This is a genomic window from Ralstonia sp. A12, assembly GCF_000801955.1.
In the GTDB taxonomy this organism is placed as follows: domain Bacteria; phylum Pseudomonadota; class Gammaproteobacteria; order Burkholderiales; family Burkholderiaceae; genus Ralstonia.
The window spans coordinates 140,780-167,011 of record NZ_JSZO01000007.1 but is presented as its reverse complement, the minus strand read 5'-3'; the positions used below and the strand labels follow the sequence as shown (position 1 = coordinate 167,011).

22 protein-coding genes are annotated in these 26,232 nt (G+C 64.5%); 13 read left to right on the top strand and 9 right to left on the bottom strand.

What is annotated here, in order from left to right:
* Positions 1-17: 17 nt before the first annotated feature.
* Both PI87_RS10895 and PI87_RS10890 read right to left on the bottom strand, forming a co-directional pair.
* Positions 18-692, bottom strand: a complete 675-nt coding sequence (locus tag PI87_RS10895; protein WP_039597720.1) for a CoA transferase subunit B — start codon at positions 690-692, stop codon at positions 18-20.
* Positions 689-1,378 carry a 3-oxoacid CoA-transferase subunit A gene (locus PI87_RS10890; RefSeq protein ID WP_039597719.1) on the bottom strand — a complete coding sequence of 230 codons (690 nt, stop codon included), beginning with the start codon at positions 1,376-1,378 and terminating at the stop codon, positions 689-691. The genes PI87_RS10895 and PI87_RS10890 overlap by 4 nt, the downstream gene beginning before the upstream one ends.
* Positions 1,379-1,696: 318 nt before the next feature.
* On the opposite strand from PI87_RS10890, the gene PI87_RS10885 reads away from it, so the two are divergent.
* The 6 genes from PI87_RS10885 to PI87_RS10860 all read left to right on the top strand — a co-directional run bounded on the left by PI87_RS10885 (position 1,697) and on the right by PI87_RS10860 (position 6,622).
* Positions 1,697-2,500, top strand: a complete 804-nt coding sequence (locus PI87_RS10885; RefSeq protein ID WP_442965471.1) for an IclR family transcriptional regulator — start codon at positions 1,697-1,699, stop codon at positions 2,498-2,500.
* 90 nt (positions 2,501-2,590) lie between these two features.
* Positions 2,591-3,181, top strand: coding sequence for a hypothetical protein (locus PI87_RS10880; protein ID WP_039597718.1), 591 nt, complete (start codon positions 2,591-2,593; stop codon positions 3,179-3,181).
* A gap of 394 nt (positions 3,182-3,575) precedes the next feature.
* Positions 3,576-4,421, top strand: coding sequence for an ABC transporter substrate-binding protein (locus PI87_RS10875; RefSeq protein WP_039597717.1), 846 nt, complete (start codon positions 3,576-3,578; stop codon positions 4,419-4,421).
* 64 nt (positions 4,422-4,485) lie between these two features.
* Positions 4,486-5,181, top strand: coding sequence for an amino acid ABC transporter permease (locus PI87_RS10870; RefSeq protein WP_039597716.1), 696 nt, complete (start codon positions 4,486-4,488; stop codon positions 5,179-5,181).
* A 2-nt stretch (positions 5,182-5,183) separates the two neighbouring features.
* Entirely contained in the window at positions 5,184-5,876 is a 693-nt protein-coding gene (locus tag PI87_RS10865) for an amino acid ABC transporter permease (RefSeq protein ID WP_039597715.1), read from the top strand.
* A complete protein-coding gene (locus tag PI87_RS10860) occupies positions 5,873-6,622 on the top strand; it encodes an amino acid ABC transporter ATP-binding protein (RefSeq protein WP_084209932.1) in 750 nt (249 codons plus the stop codon). Before PI87_RS10865 ends, PI87_RS10860 begins: the two co-directional genes overlap by 4 nt.
* 183 nt (positions 6,623-6,805) lie before the next feature.
* Here PI87_RS10860 and PI87_RS10855 read toward each other — a convergent pair whose 3' ends face one another.
* From PI87_RS10855 to PI87_RS10830, 6 genes are all read right to left on the bottom strand, one after another.
* Positions 6,806-7,732 (bottom strand): glutamate/aspartate ABC transporter substrate-binding protein, encoded by a 927-nt coding sequence (locus tag PI87_RS10855; RefSeq protein ID WP_039597714.1) that lies wholly within the window; start codon positions 7,730-7,732, stop codon positions 6,806-6,808.
* Between the two features lie 103 nt (positions 7,733-7,835).
* The gene (locus tag PI87_RS10850) at positions 7,836-9,104 is read right to left on the bottom strand and encodes a D-amino acid dehydrogenase (protein ID WP_039597713.1); all 1,269 of its coding nucleotides are present in this window, start codon (positions 9,102-9,104) and stop codon (positions 7,836-7,838) included.
* Between the two features lie 397 nt (positions 9,105-9,501).
* On the bottom strand, positions 9,502-10,221 hold the full coding sequence (locus PI87_RS10845; RefSeq protein WP_039597712.1) for a hypothetical protein: 720 nt from the start codon (positions 10,219-10,221) through the stop codon (positions 9,502-9,504).
* 23 nt (positions 10,222-10,244) lie between these two features.
* Complete coding sequence (locus PI87_RS10840; RefSeq protein ID WP_039597711.1) at positions 10,245-12,362, bottom strand: TonB-dependent siderophore receptor; 2,118 nt, start codon at positions 12,360-12,362, stop codon at positions 10,245-10,247.
* 248 nt (positions 12,363-12,610) lie between these two features.
* Positions 12,611-13,648: a purine-nucleoside phosphorylase gene (locus PI87_RS10835; RefSeq protein WP_039597710.1), complete on the bottom strand. Its 1,038-nt coding sequence runs from the start codon at positions 13,646-13,648 to the stop codon at positions 12,611-12,613.
* Complete coding sequence (locus tag PI87_RS10830) at positions 13,645-14,751, bottom strand: purine-nucleoside phosphorylase (protein ID WP_039597709.1); 1,107 nt, start codon at positions 14,749-14,751, stop codon at positions 13,645-13,647. Before PI87_RS10830 ends, PI87_RS10835 begins: the two co-directional genes overlap by 4 nt.
* 406 nt (positions 14,752-15,157) lie before the next feature.
* Here PI87_RS10830 and PI87_RS10825 point away from each other — a divergent pair, with 406 nt between their 5' ends.
* Positions 15,158-17,020, top strand: coding sequence for an ArnT family glycosyltransferase (locus PI87_RS10825; RefSeq protein ID WP_052321483.1), 1,863 nt, complete (start codon positions 15,158-15,160; stop codon positions 17,018-17,020).
* A gap of 78 nt (positions 17,021-17,098) precedes the next feature.
* On the opposite strand, the gene alaS is transcribed toward PI87_RS10825, so the two are convergent.
* Positions 17,099-19,741, bottom strand: coding sequence for an alanine--tRNA ligase (gene alaS, locus PI87_RS10820; RefSeq protein WP_039597904.1), 2,643 nt, complete (start codon positions 19,739-19,741; stop codon positions 17,099-17,101).
* Between the two features lie 184 nt (positions 19,742-19,925).
* On the opposite strand from alaS, the gene PI87_RS10815 reads away from it, so the two are divergent.
* From PI87_RS10815 to PI87_RS10790, 6 genes are all read left to right on the top strand, one after another.
* On the top strand, positions 19,926-21,146 hold the full coding sequence (locus PI87_RS10815; protein ID WP_039597708.1) for a CaiB/BaiF CoA transferase family protein: 1,221 nt from the start codon (positions 19,926-19,928) through the stop codon (positions 21,144-21,146).
* Positions 21,147-21,203: 57 nt separating this feature from the next.
* Complete coding sequence (locus PI87_RS10810) at positions 21,204-21,656, top strand: DUF2214 family protein (protein WP_039597707.1); 453 nt, start codon at positions 21,204-21,206, stop codon at positions 21,654-21,656.
* A 296-nt stretch (positions 21,657-21,952) separates the two neighbouring features.
* A complete protein-coding gene (locus tag PI87_RS10805) occupies positions 21,953-22,372 on the top strand; it encodes a tripartite tricarboxylate transporter TctB family protein (RefSeq protein WP_084209936.1) in 420 nt (139 codons plus the stop codon).
* Positions 22,373-22,384: 12 nt separating this feature from the next.
* Positions 22,385-23,887 carry a tripartite tricarboxylate transporter permease gene (locus tag PI87_RS10800; protein WP_039597705.1) on the top strand — a complete coding sequence of 501 codons (1,503 nt, stop codon included), beginning with the start codon at positions 22,385-22,387 and terminating at the stop codon, positions 23,885-23,887.
* Positions 23,888-24,072: 185 nt separating this feature from the next.
* Entirely contained in the window at positions 24,073-25,077 is a 1,005-nt protein-coding gene (locus PI87_RS10795; protein ID WP_039597704.1) for a lipase family alpha/beta hydrolase, read from the top strand.
* A gap of 67 nt (positions 25,078-25,144) precedes the next feature.
* Positions 25,145-26,179 (top strand): lipase secretion chaperone, encoded by a 1,035-nt coding sequence (locus tag PI87_RS10790; protein WP_232313973.1) that lies wholly within the window; start codon positions 25,145-25,147, stop codon positions 26,177-26,179.
* The last annotated feature ends 53 nt before the right edge of the window (positions 26,180-26,232 follow it).

The following is a 26,232-nucleotide window of genomic DNA, read 5'->3' as shown; positions in this document are numbered from 1 at the left end:
TGTCTCCAATAACTGTTTTAAGCACGACCGTCCGCACGACAAAGCGGTGCGGCCGTCAGCGTCTGCAGCGTGTCGAAATCGAGGCCGTCGGCCATCTCGCGCACCGTCAGCCCCTCGGGCGTGATGTCGATCACGGCGAGGTCGGTGTAGATGGTATCGACACAGCCGATGCCCGTCAGCGGGTAGGTGCACGACTGCACGATCTTGCTGTCGCCCTGCTTGGTCTGGTGCTCCATCATGACGAAGACCCGCTTGGCGCCGATGGCCAGATCCATCGCTCCGCCCACGGCGGGAATCGCGTCGGGTGCGCCGGTGTGCCAGTTCGCCAGGTCGCCCTTAGCGGACACCTGGAAGCCGCCGAGCACGCAGTAGTCGAGATGGCCGCCTCGCATCATGGCAAACGAATCGGCGTGATGGAAGAACGACGCGCCGGGCTTGATGGTGACCGGCTGTTTGCCGGCGTTGATGAGGTCTTCGTCCTCATCGCCCGCCGCGGGTGCGGGACCCATACCGAGCAGGCCATTCTCGGTGTGCAGGATGATCTCGCGATCGGCCGGTAACTGGTTGGCCACCAGGGTCGGCAGGCCGATGCCCAGGTTGACGATCGAGCCATCGGGAATGTCGCGCGCCACACGGGTGGCAATCTGATCGCGCGTCCAGCGCTTGAACTGGGTGGTCGCTTCGGCGCTCATGCGGCCTCCTTCGCGGCTTGTTGGGCGCCAAGCTGCACGACGCGCTTGACGAAAATCCCCGGAGTGACGATGTGCTCGGGGTCCAGCTCACCCAGCTCCACCGTCTCGCTCACTTGCGCGATGGTGCACTTGGCTGCCATGGCCATCACCGGGCCGAAGTTGCGCGCGGTCTTGCGATAAACGAGGTTGCCCCAGCGGTCTGCGCGCAGGGCCTTGATGAGCGCGTAGTCAGCAGTGAGCGGCAGTTCGAACACGTATGGCTTGCCGTCGATGATGCGCGTTTCCTTGCCCTCGGCCAATTGCGTGCCATACGCAGTCGGGCAGAAGAAGCCGCCGATGCCGGCACCGGCGGCGCGGATGCGCTCGGCCAGGTTGCCTTGCGGCACCAGCTCCAGCTCGATGTCGCCAGCACGGTAGAGCGCGTCGAACACGTAGGAATCGGCCTGGCGCGGGAACGAGCAGACGATCTTGCGCACGCGGCGCGCCTTGAGCAGCGCCGCGAGGCCGGTCTCGCCGTTGCCGGCGTTGTTGTTGATGATGGTGAGATCGCGCGCGCCGTGGGCGATGAGCCCGTCGATGAGCTCAGAAGGCATGCCAGCGGTACCGAACCCGCCGATCATGATGGTGGCACCGTCCGGGATATCGGCCAGCGCGGCCTCCACGGACGGACAGATCTTGTTGATCACGTGACATTCTCCGGCTGGGGCGCCGCGCTTCTTCGATAGCGTGGCGCCGCTCGGAGCATCGCCAGGCCATAGCAAAAGGCCCGGCCGCAAAGTGCGGCCTGCGAGTCTCCGGATTGACGACTGGATCGACACGGGCCCTTGCTGTCCGGCCCACGCTCCCTTTTGTTCGCTATACGAACTCACGTTCGATCCAAGAACTAATCTACGCCTCCGCTCCCAGCCGTGTCAAGGCGTACGCGTAGCGATCAGCCGTTCGAGTAGCGAAACCCGAGGATTGTCAGTAGTCTTGAGCCCAGTACTCCGCTTTCGCTTCCCTGCATGTCCGCCGCCCTGCCGTCCACCGACCCGCCCACCGAAAAACCCAGCGATTCCTACGTGCAATCCTTTGCACGCGGGTTGTCCGTTATCCGCGCATTCAATGCGGAGCGGCCCGAGCAGACGCTGTCCGAAGTTGCCGAAGCAACCGGACTCACGCGCGCAGGCGCCCGCCGCATCCTGCTCACGCTGGTCAGCCTGGGCTACGTCAGTTTTGAAGGGCGCCTCTTCCGGCTCACACCCAAGATTCTCGACCTCGGTTTCGCCTATCTCACCTCGATGCCGTTCTGGAACCTCGCCGAACCGGTAATGGAAGAACTGGTGCAGACGGTGCACGAGAGCTGCTCGGCCTCGGTGCTCGACGGCGCGGAAATCGTCTACGTGCTGCGCGTGCCGACGCAGAAGATCATCGCGCTGAACCTGGCCGTTGGTAGCCGCCTGCCGGCGTTCTGTACGTCGATGGGGCGCGTGCTGCTGTCGGGCCTACCGGAGGAGAAGCTCGACATCGTGCTGCGCGAATCCGATCGACGCGCGCGTACGCAACGCACCGTCACCGAAGTCGATGCATTGAAGGACGTCATTGCCGGTGTGCGCCAGCAAGGCTGGGCACTGGTTGACCAGGAACTGGAGGAAGGGCTGATCTCGCTGTCGGCACCGATCCGCAACCGGGCGGGCGATATCATCGCCGCCATGAACATCAGCGGACAGGCCAACCGCACCTCAGCCAAGCAGATGACCAAGCAGTTTCTGGAGCCATTGCAGGCGGCGGCCGAGCGCATCTCGGCCATGGTGCGTGTGCGGACCTGATCGCAAACAAGTTGCGTGCAAGTGAGTGCATTAGGCGCCTCGCATCCTGGCGGTTTTTTCAATAAAATTGTGGCTCCGTGGGCAAAGAGGATGTCTGTGACTCAACACGCCACCATTCGGACCGGTCTGGATGTGAAAGGCCGCCAGCGTCGCCGTTGGGCGAGCGTTGCGCGCACCTTGGGCGTTGCCCTGCCGTTGCTGGCCTGCCCCCTGTGGGCACAATCGCAGTCCTTGCCGGGCACCGCCGCCCTGCAGGAGCTGACCCCGCTGGCACGCATGCTGGTTGGCGCCGCCACTGGCCGCAGCACCGCCGCGGCCGGCGTGCCTGCCCTCACGGGCCCGGCCCGCAATACCGACCGCGCGCTCACCCAGGCCTGCACTGAAATCAACCGTTTCACCCCTGTCCCGCTCGATCGCGAGACCGCGCTGGTGCAATGCACGCTGGCGCAGAAGAAGAACCTTGTCTTCCTCATCACGCTGACCAACTACGCGGCGCACTCGGCAGCCTCGCAAGGTTTCCGGCTGAACTTCGTGCCGATCCTGCAGAAGAACATCTGCAACAACGGCGACGTACGCATCCTGACGCGCCTGGGCCTGAGCCTGGTCTACCGCTATCGCGGCAACGACCACGAAATGGTCGGCGACGTGCCCATCAACGAAACCATCTGCGGCGCCCTGTAAGACAAGCACCCGGCACCGGGAATCCCCCGATGGAGCCGGGTCGGTTGCCATGTCATTAATGGCGACCAATGTCTTCTTTGCATAACAAGCACGCTGTACCTCAGCCCCGCCGCGCCGTCATCGCGGGCCCGATGGTTTACCGATGGCACCGTGCCTGCATTTGCGCCGCCGCAAGCAGCCCCGGCCACCCAGAAACCCCACCCGTGCAATCCGCCCAAGCCCGCTTTCCAGCCTACGTTTGTGCCGTTCGGCATGGTCTATAGTTGGGCGGTTTATGCCGCCGTCATATGGTTATCCGGATAGCGAGCAGCCAAGCCCGTCGCACGCCTGTATGCTCGCGGTCGATCTTGATTCGCGCACTGCCACCCACCCAAGTCGTCAAGGAGGAGATCCGATGAAAACAAGCCGACGTCTTACCCAATTTGCCGGCGCAGCTGTCCTGGCCGCTGCCACTCTGGTCGCCACGACCGCCCATGCTGACCAGCTTGCCGACATCAAGAAGAAAGGCGAACTCGTCTGCGGCGTGCTCGGCACCGACGAGCCGTTCAGCTTCCTGAAAGACCCAATGAGCCGCGAGATCGTCGGCTACGACGTCGACATGTGCAACGCCGTGGCCAAGAGCATCGGCGTGAAGCCGGTGCTCAAGCAACTGGCCGTGGCTGCGCGCCTGCCCGAGCTGCAGCAAGGCCGCGTGGATCTGCTGGCCGCCTCGCTCACGCACAACAAGGAGCGTGAGGCGCAGATCGACTTCTCGGTGTCGACCTTCATCACCGGCCAGAAGGCGATGGTCAAGAAGGACAGCGGCATCACGTCGCTGGCCCAGCTCGACGGCAAGAAGCTGCTGACGGTCAAGGGCTCCACCATGGAAGCCAACATCGCCAAGACCATCAAGAACGCCGATGTTGTGTCGTTCGACAACAGCCCGCAGGCGCTGCTGGCCCTGCAGCAGGGCAAGGGCGTCGCCTACGTGAACGATGAAACCACGCTGATCGGCAACATGGCCAAGATGGGCCCGGCTGCGAAGGACTACGCGCTCCTGCCGCAAAACCTGTCGACCGAGCACCTCGCACTGGGTATCCGCAAGGGTGAACCGGCCTTCAAGAAGCAGGTCGATGACGTGCTGCTGGGCATGGAAAAGAGCGGCGAGGCGCAGAAACTGTTCGACAAGTGGTTCGGCCCGACCACGAAGATGGCCTTCCCGTCGCGCACCTTCAAGATTTCCACCGACAAGATCGATTAATAGCAACGTCAAGGTCGGCCCGCCCGGACCGGTTGTCCAACCCGCGTCCGGGCGGTGAATCTCCATGCCCCAATTCAATTTGTCGATGCTGCTCTCGGGGCAGTATCACCAGTGGCTTGTCAGCGGTTTCTTCCTGTCGATCAAGCTGTCGCTGCTGGCCTTCGTGCTAGCGTTGCCGCTTGCCATCGTGGTGGCGCTGCTGCGCCTGGCGCCAGCCGCACCGTTGCGCGCCATCGGCCAGGCCTACGTTGAAGCCATCCGCAATGTGCCGCTGCTCGCGCACATGCTGTTCTGGTATTTCGGCGCGCCGCAGATCCTGCCGCAGTTCATCAAGGACTGGCTCTACAGCCTGAACTACGAAGCCGCCAGCGCCGTCATTGCGCTCGTGCTCTACACGGCCGCCTATATGGCCGAAGACATCCGCAGCGGCATCCGCTCGATCCCGAAGGAGCAGCTTGAAGCCAGCCGCGCGCTCGGCCTCTCGTTCCTGCAGGCGATGCGGCTGGTGGTGTTGCCGCAATCGCTGCGCGTGACCGTACCGCCGCTGGTCAGCCAAACGTTAAGCCTGTGGAAGAACTCCAGCATCGCCATGGTGATCGGCGTGGCTGAGCTGATGTACCAGGCACAGCAGGTGGAGAGCGCCACCTTCCGCGGCTTCGAGGCGTTTGCGTTTGCCACTGCGGCCTATCTGACCATCTCGATTGCGATCACGGTGTTCTCGGCCTGGTATCAGCATCGCTACCCTGTCCGGACGCTGTAGCCATGCTTGACCTCATTCAAACCTACGGCATTTACTACCTGATCGGCCAGTATCCGAACGGCCCGCTGGGCGGTCTGGCGCTGACGTTCCTGCTGGCATCGGCCGGCCTGATTCTGGCGTTGCCGGTGGGCATCGTGCTGGGCCTGTGCCGCGTGAGTCCGATCGCGGCGCTGCGCTGGCCGGCCACCGCGCTCGTCTACGTGGTGCGCGGCACGCCGCTGCTGATGGTGATCTTCTGGGCGTACTTCCTGCTGCCTTCCATCACCGGCCAGCGTACCGACCAGTTCAGCACCATGCTGACCGCGCTGGTGATTTTTGACGGCGCATATCTGGCCGAGATCGTGCGTGCCGGCATCCAGGCCCTGCCGCGTGGGCAGATGGAATCCGCCCGCTCGCTCGGCCTGTCGTACATGCAGGCGATGCGCCGCGTGATCCTGCCGCAGGCGCTGCGCAACATGCTGCCGTCGCTGGTCAATCAGCTGGTCTCCACCATCAAGGAGACGTCGCTTGGCTACATCATCAGCCTGCCCGAAGTGTCGTTCGTGGCCGGCCAGATCAGCACGGCCGTCATGGTCAAGTCCGCCGAGGTCTACGGCCTGCTGGCGATCAGCTATTTCGTGATGTGCTTCAGCCTGACCCGCGTGGCGTTCTTCCTTGAACGCCGGCTGGCCGCGCATGCCCCATCCAAACCATGAACATGATTACGATCGAACACGTCGACAAGTGGTATGGCGAGTATCACGCCCTCGTCGACATCAATGAAACCGTCGCCCAAGGCGAGGTCGTGGTGGTGTGCGGGCCGTCGGGCTCGGGCAAGTCGACGCTCATCCGCACGCTGAACCGGCTGGAGGCCATCCAGAAGGGCCGCATCACCGTCAACGGACAGGATGTGCACGCGCACGGCGTGAACGTAAACGTCCTGCGCAGCGGCATCGGCTTCGTGTTCCAGCAGTTCAACCTGTTCCCGCATCTGACGGTCATGCAGAACTGCACGCTGGCGCCGGTGCAACTGGGGCGCATGCTTCCGCAGGAAGCGAAGGACTTTGCGATGCGCCTGCTCGAACGCGTGGGCCTGCCGCACAAGGCTGACACCTACCCTGGCGAGTTGTCAGGCGGCCAGCAGCAACGCGTGGCGATTGCCCGCGCGCTGGCGATGAAGCCGCCGGTCATGCTGTTCGACGAGCCCACTTCTGCGCTGGACCCAGAGATGGTGAACGAAGTGCTGCTGGTGATGAAAGACCTCGCCCGCGACGGCATGACCATGGTCTGCGTCACGCACGAAATGGGCTTTGCACGCGAAGTGGCCGACCGCGTGATCTTCATGGACCAGGGCCAGGTGCTGGAGCGCGCCAAGCCGGAAGACTTCTTCCTGCGCCCGCAGCATCCGCGTGCGCAGCGCTTCCTGGCAGACATTCGATCGCCGTGGAGCCAACCGGCATGAGCCACAGCATCGCGCAATAGAAAACGGGGGACGATGTCCCCCGTTTTTCATTTGCCGTGTGTGTAAACCTGTTCACGATCCGTAGCGAGCGGCTTGAGGTTGGTCCGAGAAGCGCAGCTGTACATGGGTACAGCGAGCATCACAGGACCAAGATCGGGCCGCGCAGTAGGATCGTGGGCAGGTTTACTGAATTGCCTTGTCGTTCGGGTGTGCGTACAGGTCCTTCATGCCCGTCGTCAGCGGGTAGTTCAGGTTCAGGCCCTTCGGCGGAATCGGCGACAGGAACCACTTCTTGTACAGCTCGTTGGCCTTGCCCGACTTCATCAGGTCGGCAATCACGTCATCGGCCACCTTCTTGAACGCCGGATCGTCCTTGCGCATCATGCACGCGTAGGTTTCGGTCTGCAGCGGCGTGCCGACCACCACCCAGTCGTTCTGGTTCTTGGCCTTGGTGCGCTCGCCGTACAGCAGCGGCTCATCCATCACGAAAGCGACAGCGCGGCCCGACTCCAGCGTGAGGAACGCCTGGCCGTGATCCTTGGCGAGGATCAGGTTCATCTTCTCGGCGTCCTTCGCCTCACCGTTCATCTTCTGCAGGATGCGGTCTTCGGTGGTGCCAGCGGTGGTCACCACGGTCTTGCCCTTCAGGTCAGCAAAGTCCTTCACGCCCGAATCCTTCTTCACCAGCATCAGCATGCCGTAGATGAAGATGTTGTTCGAGAACGCGACCTGCTTCTGGCGTTCAAGGTTGTTGGTGGTCGAGCCGCATTCGAAGTCGATCGTGCCGTTCTGCAGCAGCGAGATACGGTTCTGCGAGGTGATCGGCGTGAGCTTGACCTGCAGTTTCTGCACGCCCAGCTTCTTCTCCACACCGGCGACGATCATGTTGGAGATTTCTTGCGAGTAGCCGGTGATGGTGTTGGCATCGGCCTGATACGAGAACGGAATCGACGACTCACGATAGCCAACCGAAATCACCCCCGATTGCTTGATCTTCGCCAGCGTGTCGTTCGACTGCGCTTGCGCACCAGTCGACAGCACCGCCAGCGCACCGGCCGCAGCCAGCGTCAATCCGCACAGGATGCGTTTGGTCGAATGCAATGTCTTCATGCTTCCCCTCCTTTGGGTGTGTTCGCTCCAGACTACTTTGCTTACCAATTGGCGCAAGCGATCAAGCTTGCACGCTCGGTCTTTTGAATCTCTTGTGCTGCTGTCACGCGGCCAATGCGTAGGGTGCCGAAGAAATCACCGGCTTGCGCCCGGCAATCATGTCCGCCAGCAGCCCCGCGCTGCCGAGTGCCAGCGTAAAGCCCAATGCGCCGTGACCCACGTTCAGCCACAGCCCTTCTACCGGCGATGCGCCAACCACCGGCACACCCGTCGGTGTTGCAGGGCGCATGCCTGCCCATGGCGCGGCATCGGCGCCTTCGTCATTGGCACGCATGGCGCCCGGAAACAGGGCGCGGGTTTCGTCGAACAGGGTCTGCACGCGGCGAGTGTCGAGCGCGGTCGACCAGCCGACCAGATCAGCCATGCCTGCCACGCGCAGCGTCTGCCCAATCCGCGCATAGACGATCTTGCGCGCTGCGTCCGTCACGCTGATCACCGGAGCAGTATCGCCCTCGCCCAGCGGCAGGCTGATGCTGTAGCCCTTGAGCGGATACAGGCCAGGGTCGATACCCAGTGGGCCGAGCAGCTTGGCGCTGGTGACGCCGGCAGCCATCACCACTGCATCGGCCGCCAGTTGCTCGCCATCGGCCAGCTTCACGCCACGCACGCGACGGCCTTCCATCCATAGCGCGTTGACGCCGGCGTTGAAGCGCAGCGTGACGTTGGGCATCTCGCGCAGCCGGTTGAACAGGCCGACGCAGAGCTGGTGGCAATCGGCCACGTCTTCGTCCGGCGTATAGATGGCGCCGACGATCTGGTCGCGCACGCCGGCGAGTGCAGGTTCGTGGGCGATGGCCTCGCCGGCGGACAGTGCGTGCTGCTCGCAGCCCAGCGTGGCCTGGTAGCCGACCTGGGCGCGGGCGGATTCAAATGCTGCCGCATCGCGGTGCACCACCAGCTTGCCGCGCCGGGCAAAGCTGAAGGCCAGCTCGGGCGATGCGTCGCGCAAGGCTTCCATGCACGTGCGGCTGTAGAACGACAGTGCAAGCAACTCACGCGTGGTGCGGTCGGCACGCTCGCGGTTGCAGGCGGCGATGAAGCGCAGGCCCCAGCGCAACAGGGCCGGGTCCAGCGAAGGCTTCAGTCGCAGCGGCGAATCACGGCGCAGCAGCCAGCCCGGCACGTGCGAGAGCACGCCAGGACCGGCCAGCGGCGCCACATAGCTGTAGCTGAGCTGGCCGCCGTTGGCGTAGCTGGTGCCCTCGCCCGGGCCCGGGTGGCGTTCGATCAGGGTGACCTGATGACCTTCCTGGGCCAGCGTGTATGCGGTGCTGATGCCGATGATGCCGGCGCCGACGACTGCGATTTGCATGAAGAAGCTGCGACTTGGAAAGATGTTGTCGGCAGCTTAAGGAGGCGGAGGGCTGTTGCGCAAATGCGGAGTTGTTGGGGGGGATGTTGTGGGGCTATGGGCTATATGGTTTGGAGGGGGGTTTGGCCTTGGTGGTCCATCCCCTGTTTCATCCCCTGCCGGGGCTGACTCACTTTCTTTGTCTTGCCAAAGAAAGTAAGCAAAGAAAGGCGCGCCCGATGCGGCGAAAGATTCCTTGAATTTATGTCGCAAGGAGGGAGAGGAGGCAAACTCGCTGCGCTCAAACAAGCCTCCCCTCTTTTCCTCCTTGCAACACAAATTCAAGGCGCCGCATAGGGCAAGGTACGGCCAAACCATCTTGGCGCATGTATTGGCGCCACGGCGTGTTTGGCTTGGTTTACTTCGCTCCGGCGGCTGCCCAATCGATGGCGGCATCGAACAGCTTGCGGCCGGTCGGCGTGAGGTTCGGGAAGGTTTCGTTGTCGAGGAAGAAGAACACGCGGCGAGCGGGGGCTAGGGTTTCGTAGTCCATCGTGGCGCCCTTCTCGTAGCCGAAGATGACGGCCTTGCTCGGGTCACCCGCCACGCTGGCGATGATGCTTGCACCCAGGCCGGGCTTGCCCCAGCCCATTGGCGCGTCTTTGGCGTAGCCCACCGCCACGCCGGCCGGCACGCCGCCGGAGAGCGGATGCGGGGCGTTGACCATCCACAGGTAGTGCTCCTTCTCCACCGCGCCGAAGTCGGTACCGAGGCGCTTGCCGGTCATGGCCAGGTCATCGAGCAGATCGTTCTCCCACGTCACCAGGGGCACAGGCACGTTGCGATACGCGCCCAGCAGATCGCGCGAGCGCACGGTAGATGACAGCACGACGAGGTCGAAGTCTTTCGCGCGCTCAGCCGGCTGGTACTGGTCGTACAGCGTGACGGCGTAACCGCGCGATTCGAGATGCGCGACGATCTGTTTGTCGATCGGCAGGCTTTTGCCCTGCATGCGTACGACCATCAGCACGGTCTTCCCCACAGTCTTTCCGGACTCCGGCGGCGTGTCAGCCACAGCCGGCGGCGTCAAGGTGAAGGCCATCAAGACGACGGCAAAGAAACGAAGCAGCGATTGCATGCGTTGCACTCCAGAAAACATCATCACAGGTCGATCTTCATGCCGAGCTTGAACAGGCGCGGCGCGCCCATCGACAGGCGGTTGTTGCCCGCGCCGGCCCAGTAGCGCTTGTCGGTCAGGTTGTCGACGTTGAACTGCAGCGTGGTGCGCTTGCCCGAGATACGCGTGACGTAGCGCACGCCGGCGCTGAAGAGCGTGGTGCCGCCCAGTTCTGCCTGGTTGGCATCGTTCACGGGGCGCGGGCCGAGGTAGTACGCACCCGCGTTGAACGACACGGAGCGCAGCATCGGCAGCGTGTATTCCGCAAACACGCTGGCGGTGCTGCGCGGGGTGTTCTCGGGCGTCTTGCCGTTCAGGCCGTTGCCGACGCCGCGGAACTTGGCATCCGTCCAACCGGCGGAGGCCAGCAGCGACAGGTCTTTCGTGACGCGGCCTTGCGCGGTCAACTCGACACCGCGAATGCGCTCGCGGCCGTCCTGCACGAAGAGGTTCGCATCGTTGGTGTAGCTGGCGGCGCGGTCGATGTCGTACACAGCGGCAGCGAGTTGCGTGCCGGCCGGTGTTTCGTAGCGCACGCCCACTTCTTTCTGCTCGGAGAGCGCCGGTGGCATCGCCACGTTGGCGTTGGCAGCCGTATTGGGTGCGCGCGCGCCGGCTTCCAATCCCTGCGCGTACGACGCATACGCCGACAGCGTGGGCGTGAACTTGTAGATGACGGCACCGAGCGGCGTGGTCTTGCTGGCCTCGTAGCGGTTGGGCGCCTGCTCGCTGGTGTAGCGCGTATAGCGCAAGCCAGCGATCACCTGCCAGTGCTCCGACAACGTCATGCGGTCCATCGCATAGACGCCCGTATCGACAGCGCGTTGCTCGGCGGTGAAGCTGTTGCCGACGGTCGGCAGCCAGCCGAGGTCGACCGGGTTGTATAGGTTCTGCGCACCCGAGAAGCGGTCGGAGTACACGGCAGCCTGACGCATGTCGGAACGGGCCACGCCAAAGGTCAGATCGTGCGTGATCCAGCCCGTCTTCTCGGTACCGGAAATGTCCGCGCGGACATGGCTGGTGTTCCAGCGGCCGTTTTGACGATTGCCGGAGATGGTGCCCGCACCCGTCACCGGGTTGGTCAGGCGGAACTCCGAGAACGCCCGCGAGCGTGCCGTCTCCGACATGCCGCCTTCCACCGTCAGCAACCAGGCATCAGTGAGCGCGTAGTCGGCGCGCAGCAGTGCGTTGGTGTTGTTGCCGTCAAAGTCCGCCCAGCCTGGTGCGATGCGCTTGGTCGGATCGGGCATGGCCGGCAACGTGATGACGCCGTTCTTAGCCGCCGGCAGCGTCACCACCGATTGCTCGGTGATGACCTTGCGCGAATATTCCACGTCGGCCTTCAGGCTCAGGCGGCTGTTGACCTTCCAGTCGAACGCCACCGCCCCGAGTTGGCGCGTACCGTCGATGCCGTTGGTGGGCGATTGCAGCGAACCGCCCGCGGCATTGAAGCGGATGCCGTACTGGTTGTCTTCACCAAAGCGGCGGCCCACATCCAGCGTGCTGACGATCGAGCCGTTGCTGTCGAACTGCACACCCAGCGTGGTGACCGGCGTGTTGCCCGCGCGCTTGGTGACGAGGTTCACGACGCCGCCCGGCGTGGTGTAGCCGTAGTACAGCGCCGACACGCCCTTGAGCACCTCCACGCGCTCCTTGTCCTCCAGCGGGATGGCGGTGAGCGCCGCAATCGGCATCGAGCCATTGAAGCGGAAGTTGGTGCGGTTCTCCATCGTCACGCCACGGATGGCGAGGTTGTCGAAGGTCTCGCCGGAGAGCTGCTGACGCGTGACGCTGGCCGTGTTGCGCAGCGCGTCGAAGAGCGACGTGTCCTGCTGCGCGTCGAGCGCCTCGCGCGTGACCACGTTCACCGTGGCCGGAATGTCGCGCAACGCCATCCCCCGAAATGCCCCCACCTCTGCAATGCTGGCCGCAAAGCCGCGCTGGCTGCGCGCGGTGACGGTGGTTTCGTCCAGGTCCACCTTGGCGTGATTGCCGGTGGGTGGGGTGTCGTCGGCACGCGCCAACGTGGCGGTGAGCAAAGCGGCAAGAGGAATGGCGGCAAGCGCGCACGGCAATGCGCGGGCCGTGAGACGACGGGTCATCGCAGGCAAAGGGTCGATCAGAATTGGCGAAACCGGACGCGCCCCGAAACGCACGGTGTGCGCTGGAGGAAGAAGAAAAAACGCGCCGCAGAAACATCAAGCGGCGCGTCGATCCGTTGGCTTGCAGGTGAAGACCCGCTGGCTCGCCCGGCAGAAGCGATGGCCAGCGATCAGGCTGGGTGCCCGCTACCGCCCATCAAATGAGAATGATTCGCATTATATCTTTTGAAATGTGATGTAAGCAACCATTAATTCGGCACCCCCTGCTTCCACTGCGGCCAATGGTTGACGATGTCGTCCAGCAGCGGCTTGGCCGCATTGACGAGGTTGTGCGTGGCCGGCACGAAGCCGCCCTGCTGCGCGTAGTTGATCAGCCCATCCGTCGCGGTCTGGCCGTCGTACGGGCGATCAAAGTCCGAGCCCGACCGCAGCAGCGCCACACGGCTGAAATCGACCTTGCCCGCACGGGCGCCGCGCGTGAGCACTTCCAGCGTGGCGTTGTCTTCCTGCGCGGTGGTGCAGTAGGTGCCCTTGTTGTCGGTCATCGTCTTCACCCAGTCACGCGCGCGCTGGCCCAGGTTGCGGCCGGCCCACCACGTATCGGCGGAAGCCACATCGCATTGGATGACCGATGGCGGCTGGTTGGCCGGTGCAAACGCGTAGTTCTTGCGGAAGGCGATGGCTTCGGGGCTGTCTTCCAGCGTGGCGGACTTGGACAGCGTGTACGCGCGCTGCAGCAGCGTCTCGTTCAGCTGGAACACCTCGGTGCGGTAGTCCAGCGGCGGCTTCTGGCCCGGGCCCTTGGTGCCGATACCGAAGTAGCCATACGGCCAGCCGGTGGGCATCTCGCGCGCGTCAATCTCGTGCGACAGGCCGTAGTCCACCGCATAGCGCGCCCACGCCGCCGAGCCCACCGTGCCTTGCCCCGGATCGATGCCCGCAATGCCGGCGATCACGAAGTAGGTGTGCGTCAGGTCCAGCTTGCTGCGATAAAGCAGCGCAGAGATGGTCGACGCCGCATTCGCGTAGCCCATGCCGGTGGTCACCTGGCAGATGCCATCGTAGTTGCACAGCATGTTGGGTGCGTCGGGCGACAGGCCAGAGATGTAGACCTTCTCCTTCAGGTCGTAGCGATCGATGAAGGGCTGGGCCTCGCCCTGGAACATGTTGATGACGATGACCTTGACGCCGTCATACGCACAGCTGTTCAAGGTCAGCGCTGCCGCGCCCACGGCGCACAGCTTGGCAATGGATCGCATTGGCGTCTTGAGTCGGGAATCGATCATGGCGAAGGCACTCCGTGTTTCCACACGCCCCAGCGCGTGACGATCTCGTTGACCAGCGGGCCGCCCGCCAGATAGAGGTTGTTGAGCGACGGCACGAACCCGCCCGAGTTGCTGTTGACCAGCGAGTCGTACGGCGTCTGCCCCGGATATGGCCGGTCGAAGTTGGACGCGGTGCGCAGCACGGCCACGCGTTCCAGATCGAGCAACCCCGCCTTCGACCCACGCGTGAGCGCTTCGAACGTCGCGTTGTCTTCCTGCTGCGTGGTGCAGTAGGTGCCCTGGCCATCCGTCAGCAGCTTGACCCACGCGGCTTCGCGCTCGCCCATCTTGGCGCCGTGCCAGTACGTGTTGCCGGCAGCGGTGTCGCATTGCACGACAGATGGCGGCTGATTGGCCGGCGCGCTCGGGTAGTTGGCGCGGTACGCACGCGCGGTGGCGTTGTCGTCCAGCGTCGCACCCTTGGAGAGCGCCAGCGCCTTCTGCAGCAGCGCCTCGTTCACGCGAAAGACCTCCGTCTTGTAATCCAGCGGCGGCTTCTGCCCCGGGCCCTGCGTGTTGACGCCGATGAAGCCGTTCGGCCAGTTGGCGGGTACCTCGCGCGCATCGATCTCCCAGGCGATGTCGCTGTCGACCAGGAAGCGTGCCCACGCAGCGCTGCCCAGCGTGCCCTGCGACGGATCGATCCCCGCAATGCCCGCCACCAGGAAGTACGTGCGCTGCAGGTCGAACTTGCCGCTGTAGATCAGTGCGGACACCGACGACGCGGCGTTCGCCTTGCCCATGCCGGTGGTCAGTTGGCAGACATCGTTGGCGTTGCAATGCACGTTCGGATAGTCGATCGACAGGCCCGGCACGGGCACATCCTGCGTCAAGCCCAGCTTGTCGATCCACGGCTGCGCTTCGGGCGCAAACATGCTGATGATCAGCACCTTGACCTTGCGCGCATGCGATTCCGGCGCGAGTTGCGCAACCGGCTGGGTCGATGCGCCAATGCCTGCGGCCACCAGCACACCGGCCGCGACCGCCCGTAGCAATCGTTTGCTGCGCCGCGCAGCCAATGGCGCTGGCGGTACGGCGTCGACCTTGTCAGATAGGACGCTCATGGTTCTCCTCGGATTTTGGGTAAGGGGTACAACGGGCACTGCGGGGGAACATCAGGCTCGGCCAATGCAATTTACCTGCCAGGCAGCCGGCAACCCGCAGCGTCTGACCGGTATAGGCGATGGCGCGGCCTGTCTCCAGCATTGGAGCGCCGCCCAACCTGTCCACATCATGTAGACAAGACGCCAGCCCTGTGCCGGATGCCCAAAAATGCGCATCCGGCCAACTTTCCAACTCGGCGGAAATCGGTTGCTCAGATTCCAGCGCGGGCGCTCAGGGTCTCCGTAAGTCTGGCGTGATGTACTCCAAGCCGCCCCAGCACACCGTGTCGGGCGCCTTGTTTGTCACGCATAAGCCGATCGGCCGGGCGCTCCGGACCGCATCCGGCAAACTGGAAACCCTTTCGTCATGTTGGAACCGACACGCCCTGGACGGCGGAGCGTCAGCACGCCCGCCGCGACCGCTCACGCGCGTGACCTCACCTCAAGCGCCGCCGCGCTGGCCGCCGGCGCGGCCATGGCATCCGCAGCGCAAGCGGCGCGCGCTTGGCCATGGCACGCCTTGCGCAAATGGAGCACGTGGATCTTCGTGGCGTTCATCGCCTGTGCGTACCTGCTGCCCGGCATCCTCGGCCACGACCCCTGGAAACAGGATGAGACCTACACGTTCGGCATCATCCAGCACATGCTGGAGACCGGCGACCTGATCGTGCCGACCAGCGCAGGGCAGCCCTTTGTTGAGAAACCGCCGCTGTATGCGTGGGTTGCCAGCGGCCTCGCCTGGCTGCTGTGGGGTGTCCTGCCCCCGCACGACGCGGCGCGGCTCGCCAGCGCACTGTTTGCCGGGCTGGCCTTCGCCTTCACCGCACGCCTGGCACGCGCGGCCACCAACGTGCCGTCGTGGGCAGACCTGCGCGTGCTCGGCACACTGGCGCTCTGCGCGGGCTCGCTGATCGTGGTCAAGCACACGCACGACATGATCACCGACGTGGCTTTGCTGGCCGGCGCCACCATCGGCTTCTGCGGGCTGTTCGAGTGTGTGCAGTCAGCCGTGCAGACCACGGCGCACAAGCGCAGTTCGCCGTGGTTACTCGGCGTGGGCATGGGAATGGCGCTGCTGGCCAAAGGCGTGTTCATCCCGCTGGTGTTCTGCATCACGCTTGCCGGGGCCTGGGTACTGTTTCCGGCCTGCCGCAGCCGCGCTTTCCTACGCAAGATCAGCATCGCGGCGCTGGTGTTCCTGCCCTTTGCCACGATCTGGCCGACGCTGTTCTACCTGCGCGCCCCAGATCTGTTCCGGGTCTGGTTCTGGGACAACAACATCGGCCGCTTCCTGGGCTTCTCCGTGCCGGTGCTGGGTGCAGAAAACGACGACCCGTTCTACGTCTGGCACTCGCTGCTGACCATTGGTTTTCCGGCGGGGCCGCTTGCGCTGATCGCACTGGCCTGCGGCATATGGCGCGACTGGCGGACCCCGCGCGTGGCCCTGCCGGCGATCTTCGCCGGCGTCGGGCTGCTTGCACTGCAGGTCTCGGCGACGGCTCGCCCGCTCTACCTGCTGCCCTTCATGGTGCCGCTGGCGCTGCTCGGCGAGCAGGCGATCACGCGGCTGCCGACACGCCTGCATGCTGCGTGGGACTACCTCAGCCGCGCGCTGTTCGGCAGCATCGTGCTGCTGGCCTGGCTGCTATGGGCCGTCATGACGGAGAACACCTCGCGCGCCGGCCTGCGCTGGCTCGACCGCTGGTTGCCAGTCGACTGGACCATGCCCGTCGAACCTTGGCTGGTGGGCGCGGCACTGGTGCTCACAGTGGGATGGCTGCGCCTGTTGCCGCATCTGCGGCGGGCTGGCGCATGGCGCGGCACGCTATCGTGGGCCGCCGGTGCCATCGTTGGCTGGGGATTGGTCGCCACCCTGCTGCTGCCCTGGCTGGACGAAGCCAAGAGCTACCGCTCGGTGTTCGACAGTCTCAGCAGCAAGCTAGCCCCAGCGTGGCGCGAAGACGACTGCATGGCCAGCCTGCATCTGGGCGAATCCGAGGCGCCGATGCTGCACTACTTCACCGGCATCCTGCACCGCCCGCTGGCGCAGTCATCGACCCACACCTGTCGCTGGCTGATCATCCAGGACAGCCTCGCGAACGCGCGAACACCGGGCCGCGAATGGATACCGTTCTGGTCCGGCGCCCGCCCTGGTGACCGGAGTGAGCGGTTGCGCGTCTTCGTGCTGGCACCCCCTGTCTTGCGTGCCGCCATCCACCTGCCCCGCTGACTGGCCTGAAAACAAAACGGCGCGCGCCCCGTTGCCAGGAACGCGCGCCGTTCAGCGCATCAGAGCGGAAGGGTTACATCACACCTTCTGCTGCACCCACGCAACCACACCGGCCAGTGCCTGCGGCAGGTTATCCGGCTCGGTACCGCCGGCCTGCGCCATGTCCGGGCGGCCACCGCCCTTGCCGCCAACCTGCTGGGCGACAAAGTTGACCAACTCGCCGGCCTTGACCTTGGCGGTGGCGTCAGCCGTCACACCGGCAATCAGCGCGACCTTGCCATCGCTCACGCTGCCCAGCACGATGGCGGCGGTCTGCAGCTTGTCCTTGAGCTTGTCCATCGTTTCGCGCAGCGTCTTGGCATCGGCGCCGTCCAGCTTGGCGGCCAGCACCTTGATACCGGCCACGTCCACGGCCTGGCTGACCAGTTCGTCGCCCTGGCTTGCGGCCAGCTTCGACTTCAGGCGCTCCAGTTCCTTCTCCAGCGTCTTGACCTGGTCTTGCACCTGGCCGATACGCTGCGTCAGCTCCGACGGTTGTGCGCGCAGTGCGGCAGCCGCTTCGTTGATGCGCGTGTCGAGCGTCTGCAGGTAGTGCAGCACGTTGTCACCGGTAATGGCTTCCACGCGGCGGATGCCTGCGGCCACACCCGATTCGCCCACGATCTTGAACAGGCCGATGTCACCGGTGCGCGCCACGTGGGTACCGCCGCACAGTTCCTTCGACGTGCCGATCGACAGCACGCGCACTTCGTCGCCGTACTTCTCACCGAAGAGCGCCATGGCGCCGTGCTTGACCGCATCGTCAAAGCCCATGAGCTGGGCGCTGGTGGCGGCGTTGGCGAAGATTTCTGCATTGACGCGCGCTTCCACTTCGCGAATCTGCAGCGGCGTCATCGGCGTGTTGTGCGAGAAGTCGAAGCGGGTCTTGTCCGCATCGACCAGCGAGCCCTTCTGCTGCACGTGGCTGCCCAGCACTTCACGCAGGGCCTTGTGCATCAGGTGGGTGGCCGAGTGGTTGCGCATGGTGCGCGCGCGGCGCACGGCGTCGACTTCCGCCGCCACGGCATCGCCGACCTTCAGCACGCCGGTGCGCAGCTCGCCGTGATGGCCGAACACTTCCGGCTGCACCTTGAGCGTGTCCGCCACGTCAAACCAGACGGTGGCGGCCTTGAGCGTGCCCTGATCACCAACCTGACCGCCGGATTCGGCATAGAACGGCGTGTGGTCGAGCACCACCACGCCGGTCTGGCCCGGGTGCATTTCCTGCACCGAGGCGCCGTCGACGAACAGCGCCGTCACGCGCGCGGTCTCGCGCACGAGCTGGTCGTAGCCGTGGAAGGTGGTCTTGTCGCCGGTGTAGTCCAGCGTGCCGGCAGCCATCTTGAACTTGCCGGCCGCGCGCGCCTGCTCGCGCTGGCGGTTCATGGCGGCGTCAAAGGCGGCTTCGTCAACGATGACGTCGTTCTCACGGCAGACGTCTTGCGTCAGGTCCAGCGGGAAGCCGTAGGTGTCGTGCAGTTTGAAGGCGAGTTCGCCGTCGAGCATCTTGCCGTTGTTGGCCTTCAGCTCACCCAGCGCGCCGTCGAGGATCGACATGCCGTGCTCGATGGTCTCGAAGAAGCGCGCTTCTTCCGTAAGCAGCACCTCGACCACGCGGTCGCGCGCTTCGCGCAGTTCCGGATAGGCCTCGCCCATCTGCGCGACGAGGTCGTCCACCAGCTTGTGGAAGAACGCAGCGCGGCAGCCCAGCTTGTAGCCGTGGCGAATGGCGCGGCGGATGATCCGGCGCAGCACGTAGCCGCGGCCTTCATTGCCCGGAATCACGCCGTCGACGATCAGGAACGAGCATGCGCGGATGTGGTCGGCAATCACGCGCAGCGAGTTGTTCGACAGATCCTTGGTGTTGGTCTCGCGCGAAGCGGCAGCGATGAGTGCCTGGAACAGGTCGATCTCATAGTTGCTGTGCACGTGCTGCAGGATCGCGGCCAGACGCTCCATGCCCATGCCGGTGTCGACGCACGGTGCGGGCAGCGGGGTCAGCGTGTATTCGCCGGTCGCCGGATCGAGCTGGCGGTCGAACTGCATGAACACGTTGTTCCAGATCTCGATGTAGCGATCGCCATCGGCTTCCGGGCTTCCCGGGGGGCCGCCCCAGATGTCCGGGCCGTGGTCGTAGAAGATCTCCGAGCACGGGCCACACGGGCCGGTTTCGGCCATCTGCCAGAAGTTGTCGGAGGCGTACGGCGCGCCCTTGTTGTCGCCGATGCGCACGACGCGCTCGGGCGGCAGGCCGATGACCTTGGTCCAGATGTCGTAAGCCTCGTCATCGGTCTGGTAGACGGTGGCCCACAGCTTGTCGGCCGGCAGCTTGTATTCCTGCGTCAGCAGCTCCCACGCCCACACCAGTGCGTCGCGCTTGAAGTAGTCGCCGAACGACCAGTTGCCGAGCATTTCGAAGAACGTGTGGTGACGCGCGGTGTAGCCGACGTTCTCCAGGTCGTTGTGCTTGCCGCCGGCGCGCAGGCAGCGCTGCACGGAGGCCGCACGCACGTACGGACGCTTGTCGGTGCCGAGGAAGACGTCCTTGAACTGCACCATGCCGGAGTTGGTGAACAGCAGCGTCGGGTCGTTGCCCGGCACCAGCGGCGAGGAGCGCACCACGGTGTGGTTCTTCGATTCGAAGAACGTCAGGAATTTTTGGCGGATATCGGAGGCTTTCATGTCGCGGGGTGCCGGAGTCAGCATTGCGCCTTGGAGCATCCCGCTCCTGAGCGCCTTGGATTAGTGCAAACCGTTGATTATACGGGGTTCGTACCCCATTCGCGCCCATTCGTCGCATGGGGTTAGAGGGACCCCGGGGCGTGGTGTACAGTGCACGCGTTCCGATTGTGCAGATTCGTTATCCATGGGCGCTCTCAGCCATCTCCGTGTTCTCGATCTCACGCGCGTGCTCGCAGGCCCGTGGTGCGCGCAGAACCTCGCCGATTTCGGTGCCGACGTCATCAAGGTGGAGCGCCCCGGCGCCGGTGATGACACCCGCACCTGGGGCCCGCCCTGGCTGAAGGATGAAGCCGGCGAGGACACCGCCGAGGCCGCCTACTACCTGGCCGCGAACCGCAACAAGCGCTCGATCACCGTCGACATCAGCACGCCTGAGGGGCAAGACATCGTCCGCCAGCTCGCCGCACATGCCGATGTGGTGCTGGAAAACTACAAGGTCGGCCAATTGAAGAAGTACGGGCTCGACTATGCATCGCTCAAGGCCATCAAGCCGGACCTGATCTACTGCTCCATCACCGGCTTCGGCCAGACCGGCCCCTACGCCGCGCGCGCCGGCTACGACTTCATCGTGCAAGGCATGGGCGGCTTCATGAGCCTGACCGGCGAGCGCGACGACCTGCCCGGCGGCGGCCCGCAGAAGGCCGGTGTGGCCATCTCGGACCTGATGACCGGCATGTATTCCACGGTCGCCGTGCTGGCCGCGCTCGCGCACCGGGACCGCACCGGCGAAGGCCAATACATCGACATGGCGCTGCTCGACGTGCAGGTCGCCATGCTGGCCAACATGAACACCAACTACCTGGCCAGCGGCCATGCGCCTAAGCGGTGGGGCAATGCGCACCCGAACATCGTGCCGTACCAGACCTTCCAGGCATCGAACGGTTGGATCATCGTCGCGGTGGGCAACGACGGGCAGTTCCGTCGCTTTGTGGAAGCCGGCGGCATGCCCGAACTGGCCGATGACCCGCGCTTCGCCACCAACCCGCAGCGCGTGGCCAACCGCGACGTGCTGGTGCCGATCCTGGCCGAGATGGTCAAGCGCTTCGGCAAGACGGAATGGATCGACATGCTCGAAGCCGCTGGCGTGCCCTGCGGCCCGATCAACAACCTCGACGAGGTGTTCGACAACGAGCAGGTGCAGGCACGCGGCCTGCGCGTCGACCTGCCTCACCCGAGCGCGGGCACCGTCAAGCTGGTCGGCAGCCCGGTCAAGATGAGCGCCACGCCGCCCAAAGCCGCAAGCCACCCGCCGCTGCTGGGCGAACACACCGAAGCCGTGCTGCGCGACGTGCTGGACCTGAGCGCCGACCAGATCGCAGCACTGCGTACACGTGGCGTGATCTGACGACCTGACACCAGCCCGAACCCGAACGAACTGCTTTCCCACCCCCACGAGGTCACCATGTGGCTCGATGCGTTGCTGGCTTACCTGCATTACATCTCGATCTTCACGATGATCGTCTTCCTGACCGCCGAAGCCGTGGTGCTACGGCCGGACATGACGCCTGAAATCCGCAAACGCCTGGCACGCTATGACGCGGTGTTCGGCTTTGCCGCGCTGGCGATCCTGGTGACGGGGTTGCTGCGCGTGTTCTACGGTGCCAAGGGTTACGCGTTCTACGTCCACAACCCGGTGTTCCACGTCAAGGTGGGGTTGTTCATCCTGGTGGGGCTGATCTCGATCATTCCGACCATCACCATCCTGCGCTGGAACAAGCAAGGCAAGACGTTGCCTGACTTCGTGCCCACGCCGGGCGAGATTGCCAAGACACGCCGCTGGGTCATGATCGAATCGCACCTGATCATCTTCATTCCGCTGGCGGCCGTGCTGATGGCACGCGGTATCGGCATGTAATTCGCGCTGGGCCGCGACAGCGTTGCGCGGCCCGCGCTCTCCCGCCATTCCACGGCTAGGGCAAACCCTGAACCGTTTGCCCATGCGCCGCGCCGGGCTGCTGCGCGGCCTGCGTCCCCTCTGCAAGGTGCTTGAAAGCCGCTCTGCTTAGCGTGCACACTTGGTCGCCGCTTTGGCCACCATCCGGCCGCCTGCGAAGCGGCGCGCTGCATGCCGACAAGAGGAGACTCATCTTGCAGAACGATCCACAGAGCCGCCCGGTGATCCGCAGCCACCAAGACTTTGCGTCGGGCGTCATGTTCATCGTTGCGGGTGTGGCATTCGCCATCCTGGCGCGCAGCTATCGCATGGGCACGACCAGCAGCATGGGGCCCGGCTACTTTCCGTTCTGGCTCGGCATCGTGCTGGCGCTGCTTGGCGTGGTGGTGGTGGCGCAATCGCTGTCACGCAAGGGCGTGGCAGACCGCATCCCCCGCTGGGACATCAAGACGCTGCTGTGGATTCTCGGCTCGGTGGTGCTGTTCGGCCTGCTGTTGCAGCCGCTGGGGCTGGTGTTTTCCGTGGTGGCACTGGTCATGATCTCCAGCCTGGCCAGCCACGAGTTCGGTTGGCGGGGCGCCGTCGCCACCGCCATCGTCATGGTGGTCATTGGCTGGGGCACCTTCGTCTGGTTGTTGAATCTGCAACTCGCACTCTGGCCTGCCTTCGTTTCCTGAGGAGCCCACGGTATGGATCTCTTTGCCAACCTTGCACTCGGCTTCTCGACGGCGCTGTCGCTTCAGAACCTCATCTATGCGCTGATCGGATGCACCTTCGGTACGTTGATTGGCGTGCTGCCGGGCATTGGCCCGATCGCGACCATCGCGATGCTTCTGCCGACGACGTACAGCCTGCCGCCGGTTGCCGCACTCATCATGCTTGCGGGCATTTACTACGGCGCGCAGTACGGCGGGTCCACCACGGCCATCCTCGTCAATCTTCCCGGTGAATCGTCTTCCGTGGTCACGACAATCGATGGCTATCAGATGGCGCGTCGCGGGCGGGCTGGGGTGGCACTGGCAACGGCGGGCATCGGCTCCTTCTTCGCAGGCTGCGTTGCCACGGTGATCCTGGCCGCGTTTGCCAAACCCTTGTCGGAGATCGCGTTCCACTTTGGGGCCGCAGAGTATTTCTCCCTGATGGTCTTGGGCCTGGTGGGCGCCGTGGTGCTGGCCTCCGGATCACTGCCGAAGGCGCTGGCCATGATCATTCTCGGCATGCTGCTTGGCCTGGTCGGCACGGACGTCAGCTCAGGCGTAGCACGCTATGCATTTGATGTTCCAGAGTTGGCGGATGGGCTGAACTTTGTGTCCGTCGCCATGGGCCTGTTCGGCTTTGCCGAGATCATCGTCAACCTTGAACAAAAGGAGCACCGCGAAACGTTCGTCAATCATGTGCGCAACCTCTGGCCCACCCGTGAAGACTTCAAGCGCATGATCCCTGCCGTGCTGCGCGGTACGGCGCTGGGCTCGGCACTCGGCATCCTGCCTGGTGGTGGCGCCACGCTGGCCTCGTTCGCGTCGTACTCGCTCGAGAAGAAGGCGTCGAAGTACTCGCACGAGTTCGGCAAAGGTGCCATCGAAGGTGTGGCTGGCCCGGAATCGGCCAACAACGCGGCCGCACAGACGTCGTTCATCCCGCTGCTCACGCTGGGCATTCCGCCCAACGCCGTCATGGCGCTGATGGTGAGCGCCATGACCATCCACAACATCCAGCCGGGTCCGCAGGTGATGACCAGCAACCCCGCGCTGTTCTGGGGCCTGATCGCCTCGATGTGGATCGGCAACCTGATGCTGATCGTGCTGAACCTGCCGATGATCGGCGTGTGGGTGCGTCTGCTGAAGGTGCCCTACCGCTTCCTGTATCCGGCCATCCTGGTGTTCTGCTGCATTGGCGTGTATTCGGTATCGAACACCACATTCGACGTGTTCCAGACGGCGGCCTTCGGGCTGCTCGGTTACCTGTTCGTGAAACTGCGCTGCGAGCCGGCACCGATGCTGCTCGGCTTTGTGCTGGGGCCGATGATGGAAGAGAACTTCCGCCGTGCGCTGCAGCTCTCGCGCGGCGACTTCTCCACCTTCGTCACACGGCCGCTGTCGCTGGGGCTGCTGATTGCGGCGGGGATCCTGGTGCTGCTGGTGGCATTCCCGGCCATCAGCCGCAAACGCGAGGAGGCGTTTCAAGAAGAGTAGCGGCGTTGCTGCATCGCACCCTAAAGAACCGGAGGCTCGCCCTCCGGTTTTTGTTTGCGCACGCGGCAACGCAGCATTAGAGCCAATCTTCCAATTCGGTTGACGCTGGAATGCGCACTTCGGATAACGGAGGGCGATCGACCCGCAGAGGTCGACCACCTTTCCATCAATCAGGAGACAATCGAATGTCACAGACGCCCCGGCTCCATGCTGTGTACGACTCGGTGCGCGGCTTTCTGCGCACGCACGCTGCAGTAGCCGCCTTGGCCACAACCTTGGCCGCATCCGCCCTCACCGCCGCCACACCGGCCCAGGCCACCAGCACCTACGCCGCCACCCAATATCCGATCGTGCTCGTGCACGGCCTCTCAGGCACCAGCAAGTTTCTGGGCGTGGTGGACTACTGGTACCAGATCCCCGAAGACCTGCGCGCCAACGGTGCCAACGTCTACGTGGCCGATGTCTCCGCCTTCAACGATGAGACCGTGCGCGGCGAGCAGTTGCTCAGCCAGATCCGCGCCGTGCTGGCGACCACCGGCGCTGCCAAGGTCAACCTCATCGGCCACAGCCAGGGCGGCCTGACCTCGCGCTATGCGGCCGCTGTGGCGCCCAACCTGGTGGCGTCTGTCACCACCATTGGCACACCGCACAAGGGCTCGGAATTTGCCGACTTTGTCGAGGCCACACCCGAGCCCTTCAAGGCACTCGTGAACCTGGGTGCGAACGTGTTCGGCTCGGTGCTCGGCTGGTTCAACGGCAACAGCAATCCGCAAAACGGCTTTGCGGCGCTGCATATCCTGTCGACCGCGGGCGCGGCGGATTTCAACAAGACCTTCCCGAGCGCGGGCCTGGCCAGCGGCTGCAGCACCGGCAGCGCCACCGACGTACGCAGCGGCAACGTGCAGAAGCTGTATTCGTGGACAGGCCGCTCAACGGCCACCAACTTCCTCGATCTGTTCGACCCGGTGCTGATCTTCAGCGGCGGGGTCATGCAGGCGCGCGGCTCGGGCACCAACGACGGGCTGGTCTCCGTGTGCAGCGCCAAGTTCGGGCAAGTGCTGTCGACCGACTATGCTTGGAATCACCTCGACGAGGTCAACCAGTTGCTCGGCCTGATCGGCTGGGGCGCAGCGGATCCAGTTGCGGTGATCCGCACGCAGGCCAATCGATTGAAGACAGCGGGGCTGTAATCCATCGCCACCCATCGCCACCAACACGCACATCGTCATGAAGGGCAAATCACAACCGGTGCAATCCATGCAGCCGACGACATTTATCGGCGCAGTGTTGGTGGCAATCGCCGTTGCGGGGGGCGTCTACTGGTGGCATGCCACCAGTGATGTATCCCCGCCCGCCGAACAACCCCAGGCGGCGCCCCGCTCCGACGCCTACATCGGCAGTATCAAGAGCGACGAGGCAACCGTCTCGGCCAAACCCACGGAACTGGCTGACACACAGGTGCCCGACGGCCTGCGTGTTGACGCGAGCGGCCACCTCATTCTCGAAGCCGCCAACCGTGCGGTGTTCGACTACTTCCTCGACGTGCCGGCCTCGGTGCCCGAAGCGCAGCGCATCGCGATGGCGGAGGCGCATATGCACGCCAAGCTGGTCAGCCCTGCGCTGTCAGAGGCGCAATCGCTGCTGCAGCGCTATCTCACCTATCGCAAGGCACTGGCCGGGCAAGGCGATGCCGGGCGCAACAAGCCGAGCCTTGAACAGGTCCGGCAGCAGCCCGAGATCATTGCCACGCTGCGGCAGCAAATCGGCGCCCGTGCTGCGCTGCGCCGCCAATACCTCGGCGCAGATGTCGCTCAGGCCTGGTACGGTGACGACGATGCGCTGGACACCGCCGCGCTCGACCGCCTGGCCGTGATGACCGACCCGTCGCTCACCCCCGAGCAACGCGCCGCGAAGCTCGCCGCAATCGAGGCCGCCCTGCCGGCCGCCCTGCAGGAGGCCCGCCGCAATGCCTCCGCGCCCGTCAAGCTCGCGAACGACATGGATTCGTGGACCAAGCAGGGCCTGAGCGAAGCGCAGATCCGCCAGCGCCTGTCTGCCCAGGGTATCGACGGCATCGTGGCGGACCGTCTGGTACAGGCCAGCCGAGAAGAAGCCGGCTGGCGCAGCCGCTACGACGCCTACGCTCAGCAGCGCGACCGCATCAACAACTTCCCCGGCCTTTCAGAGGCCGACCGCGCCGCGCAGCTCACGCAACTACGCCAGCAGACCTTCCTTGCGCCGAATGAGGCGTTGCGTGCACAGGCGTTGGATGGCGTGGCACAACGGAAATAAGGGTCAACCCGGCAGAGTGCCCCGGGCACGGTAAAATCACGGGATTGCCGAAT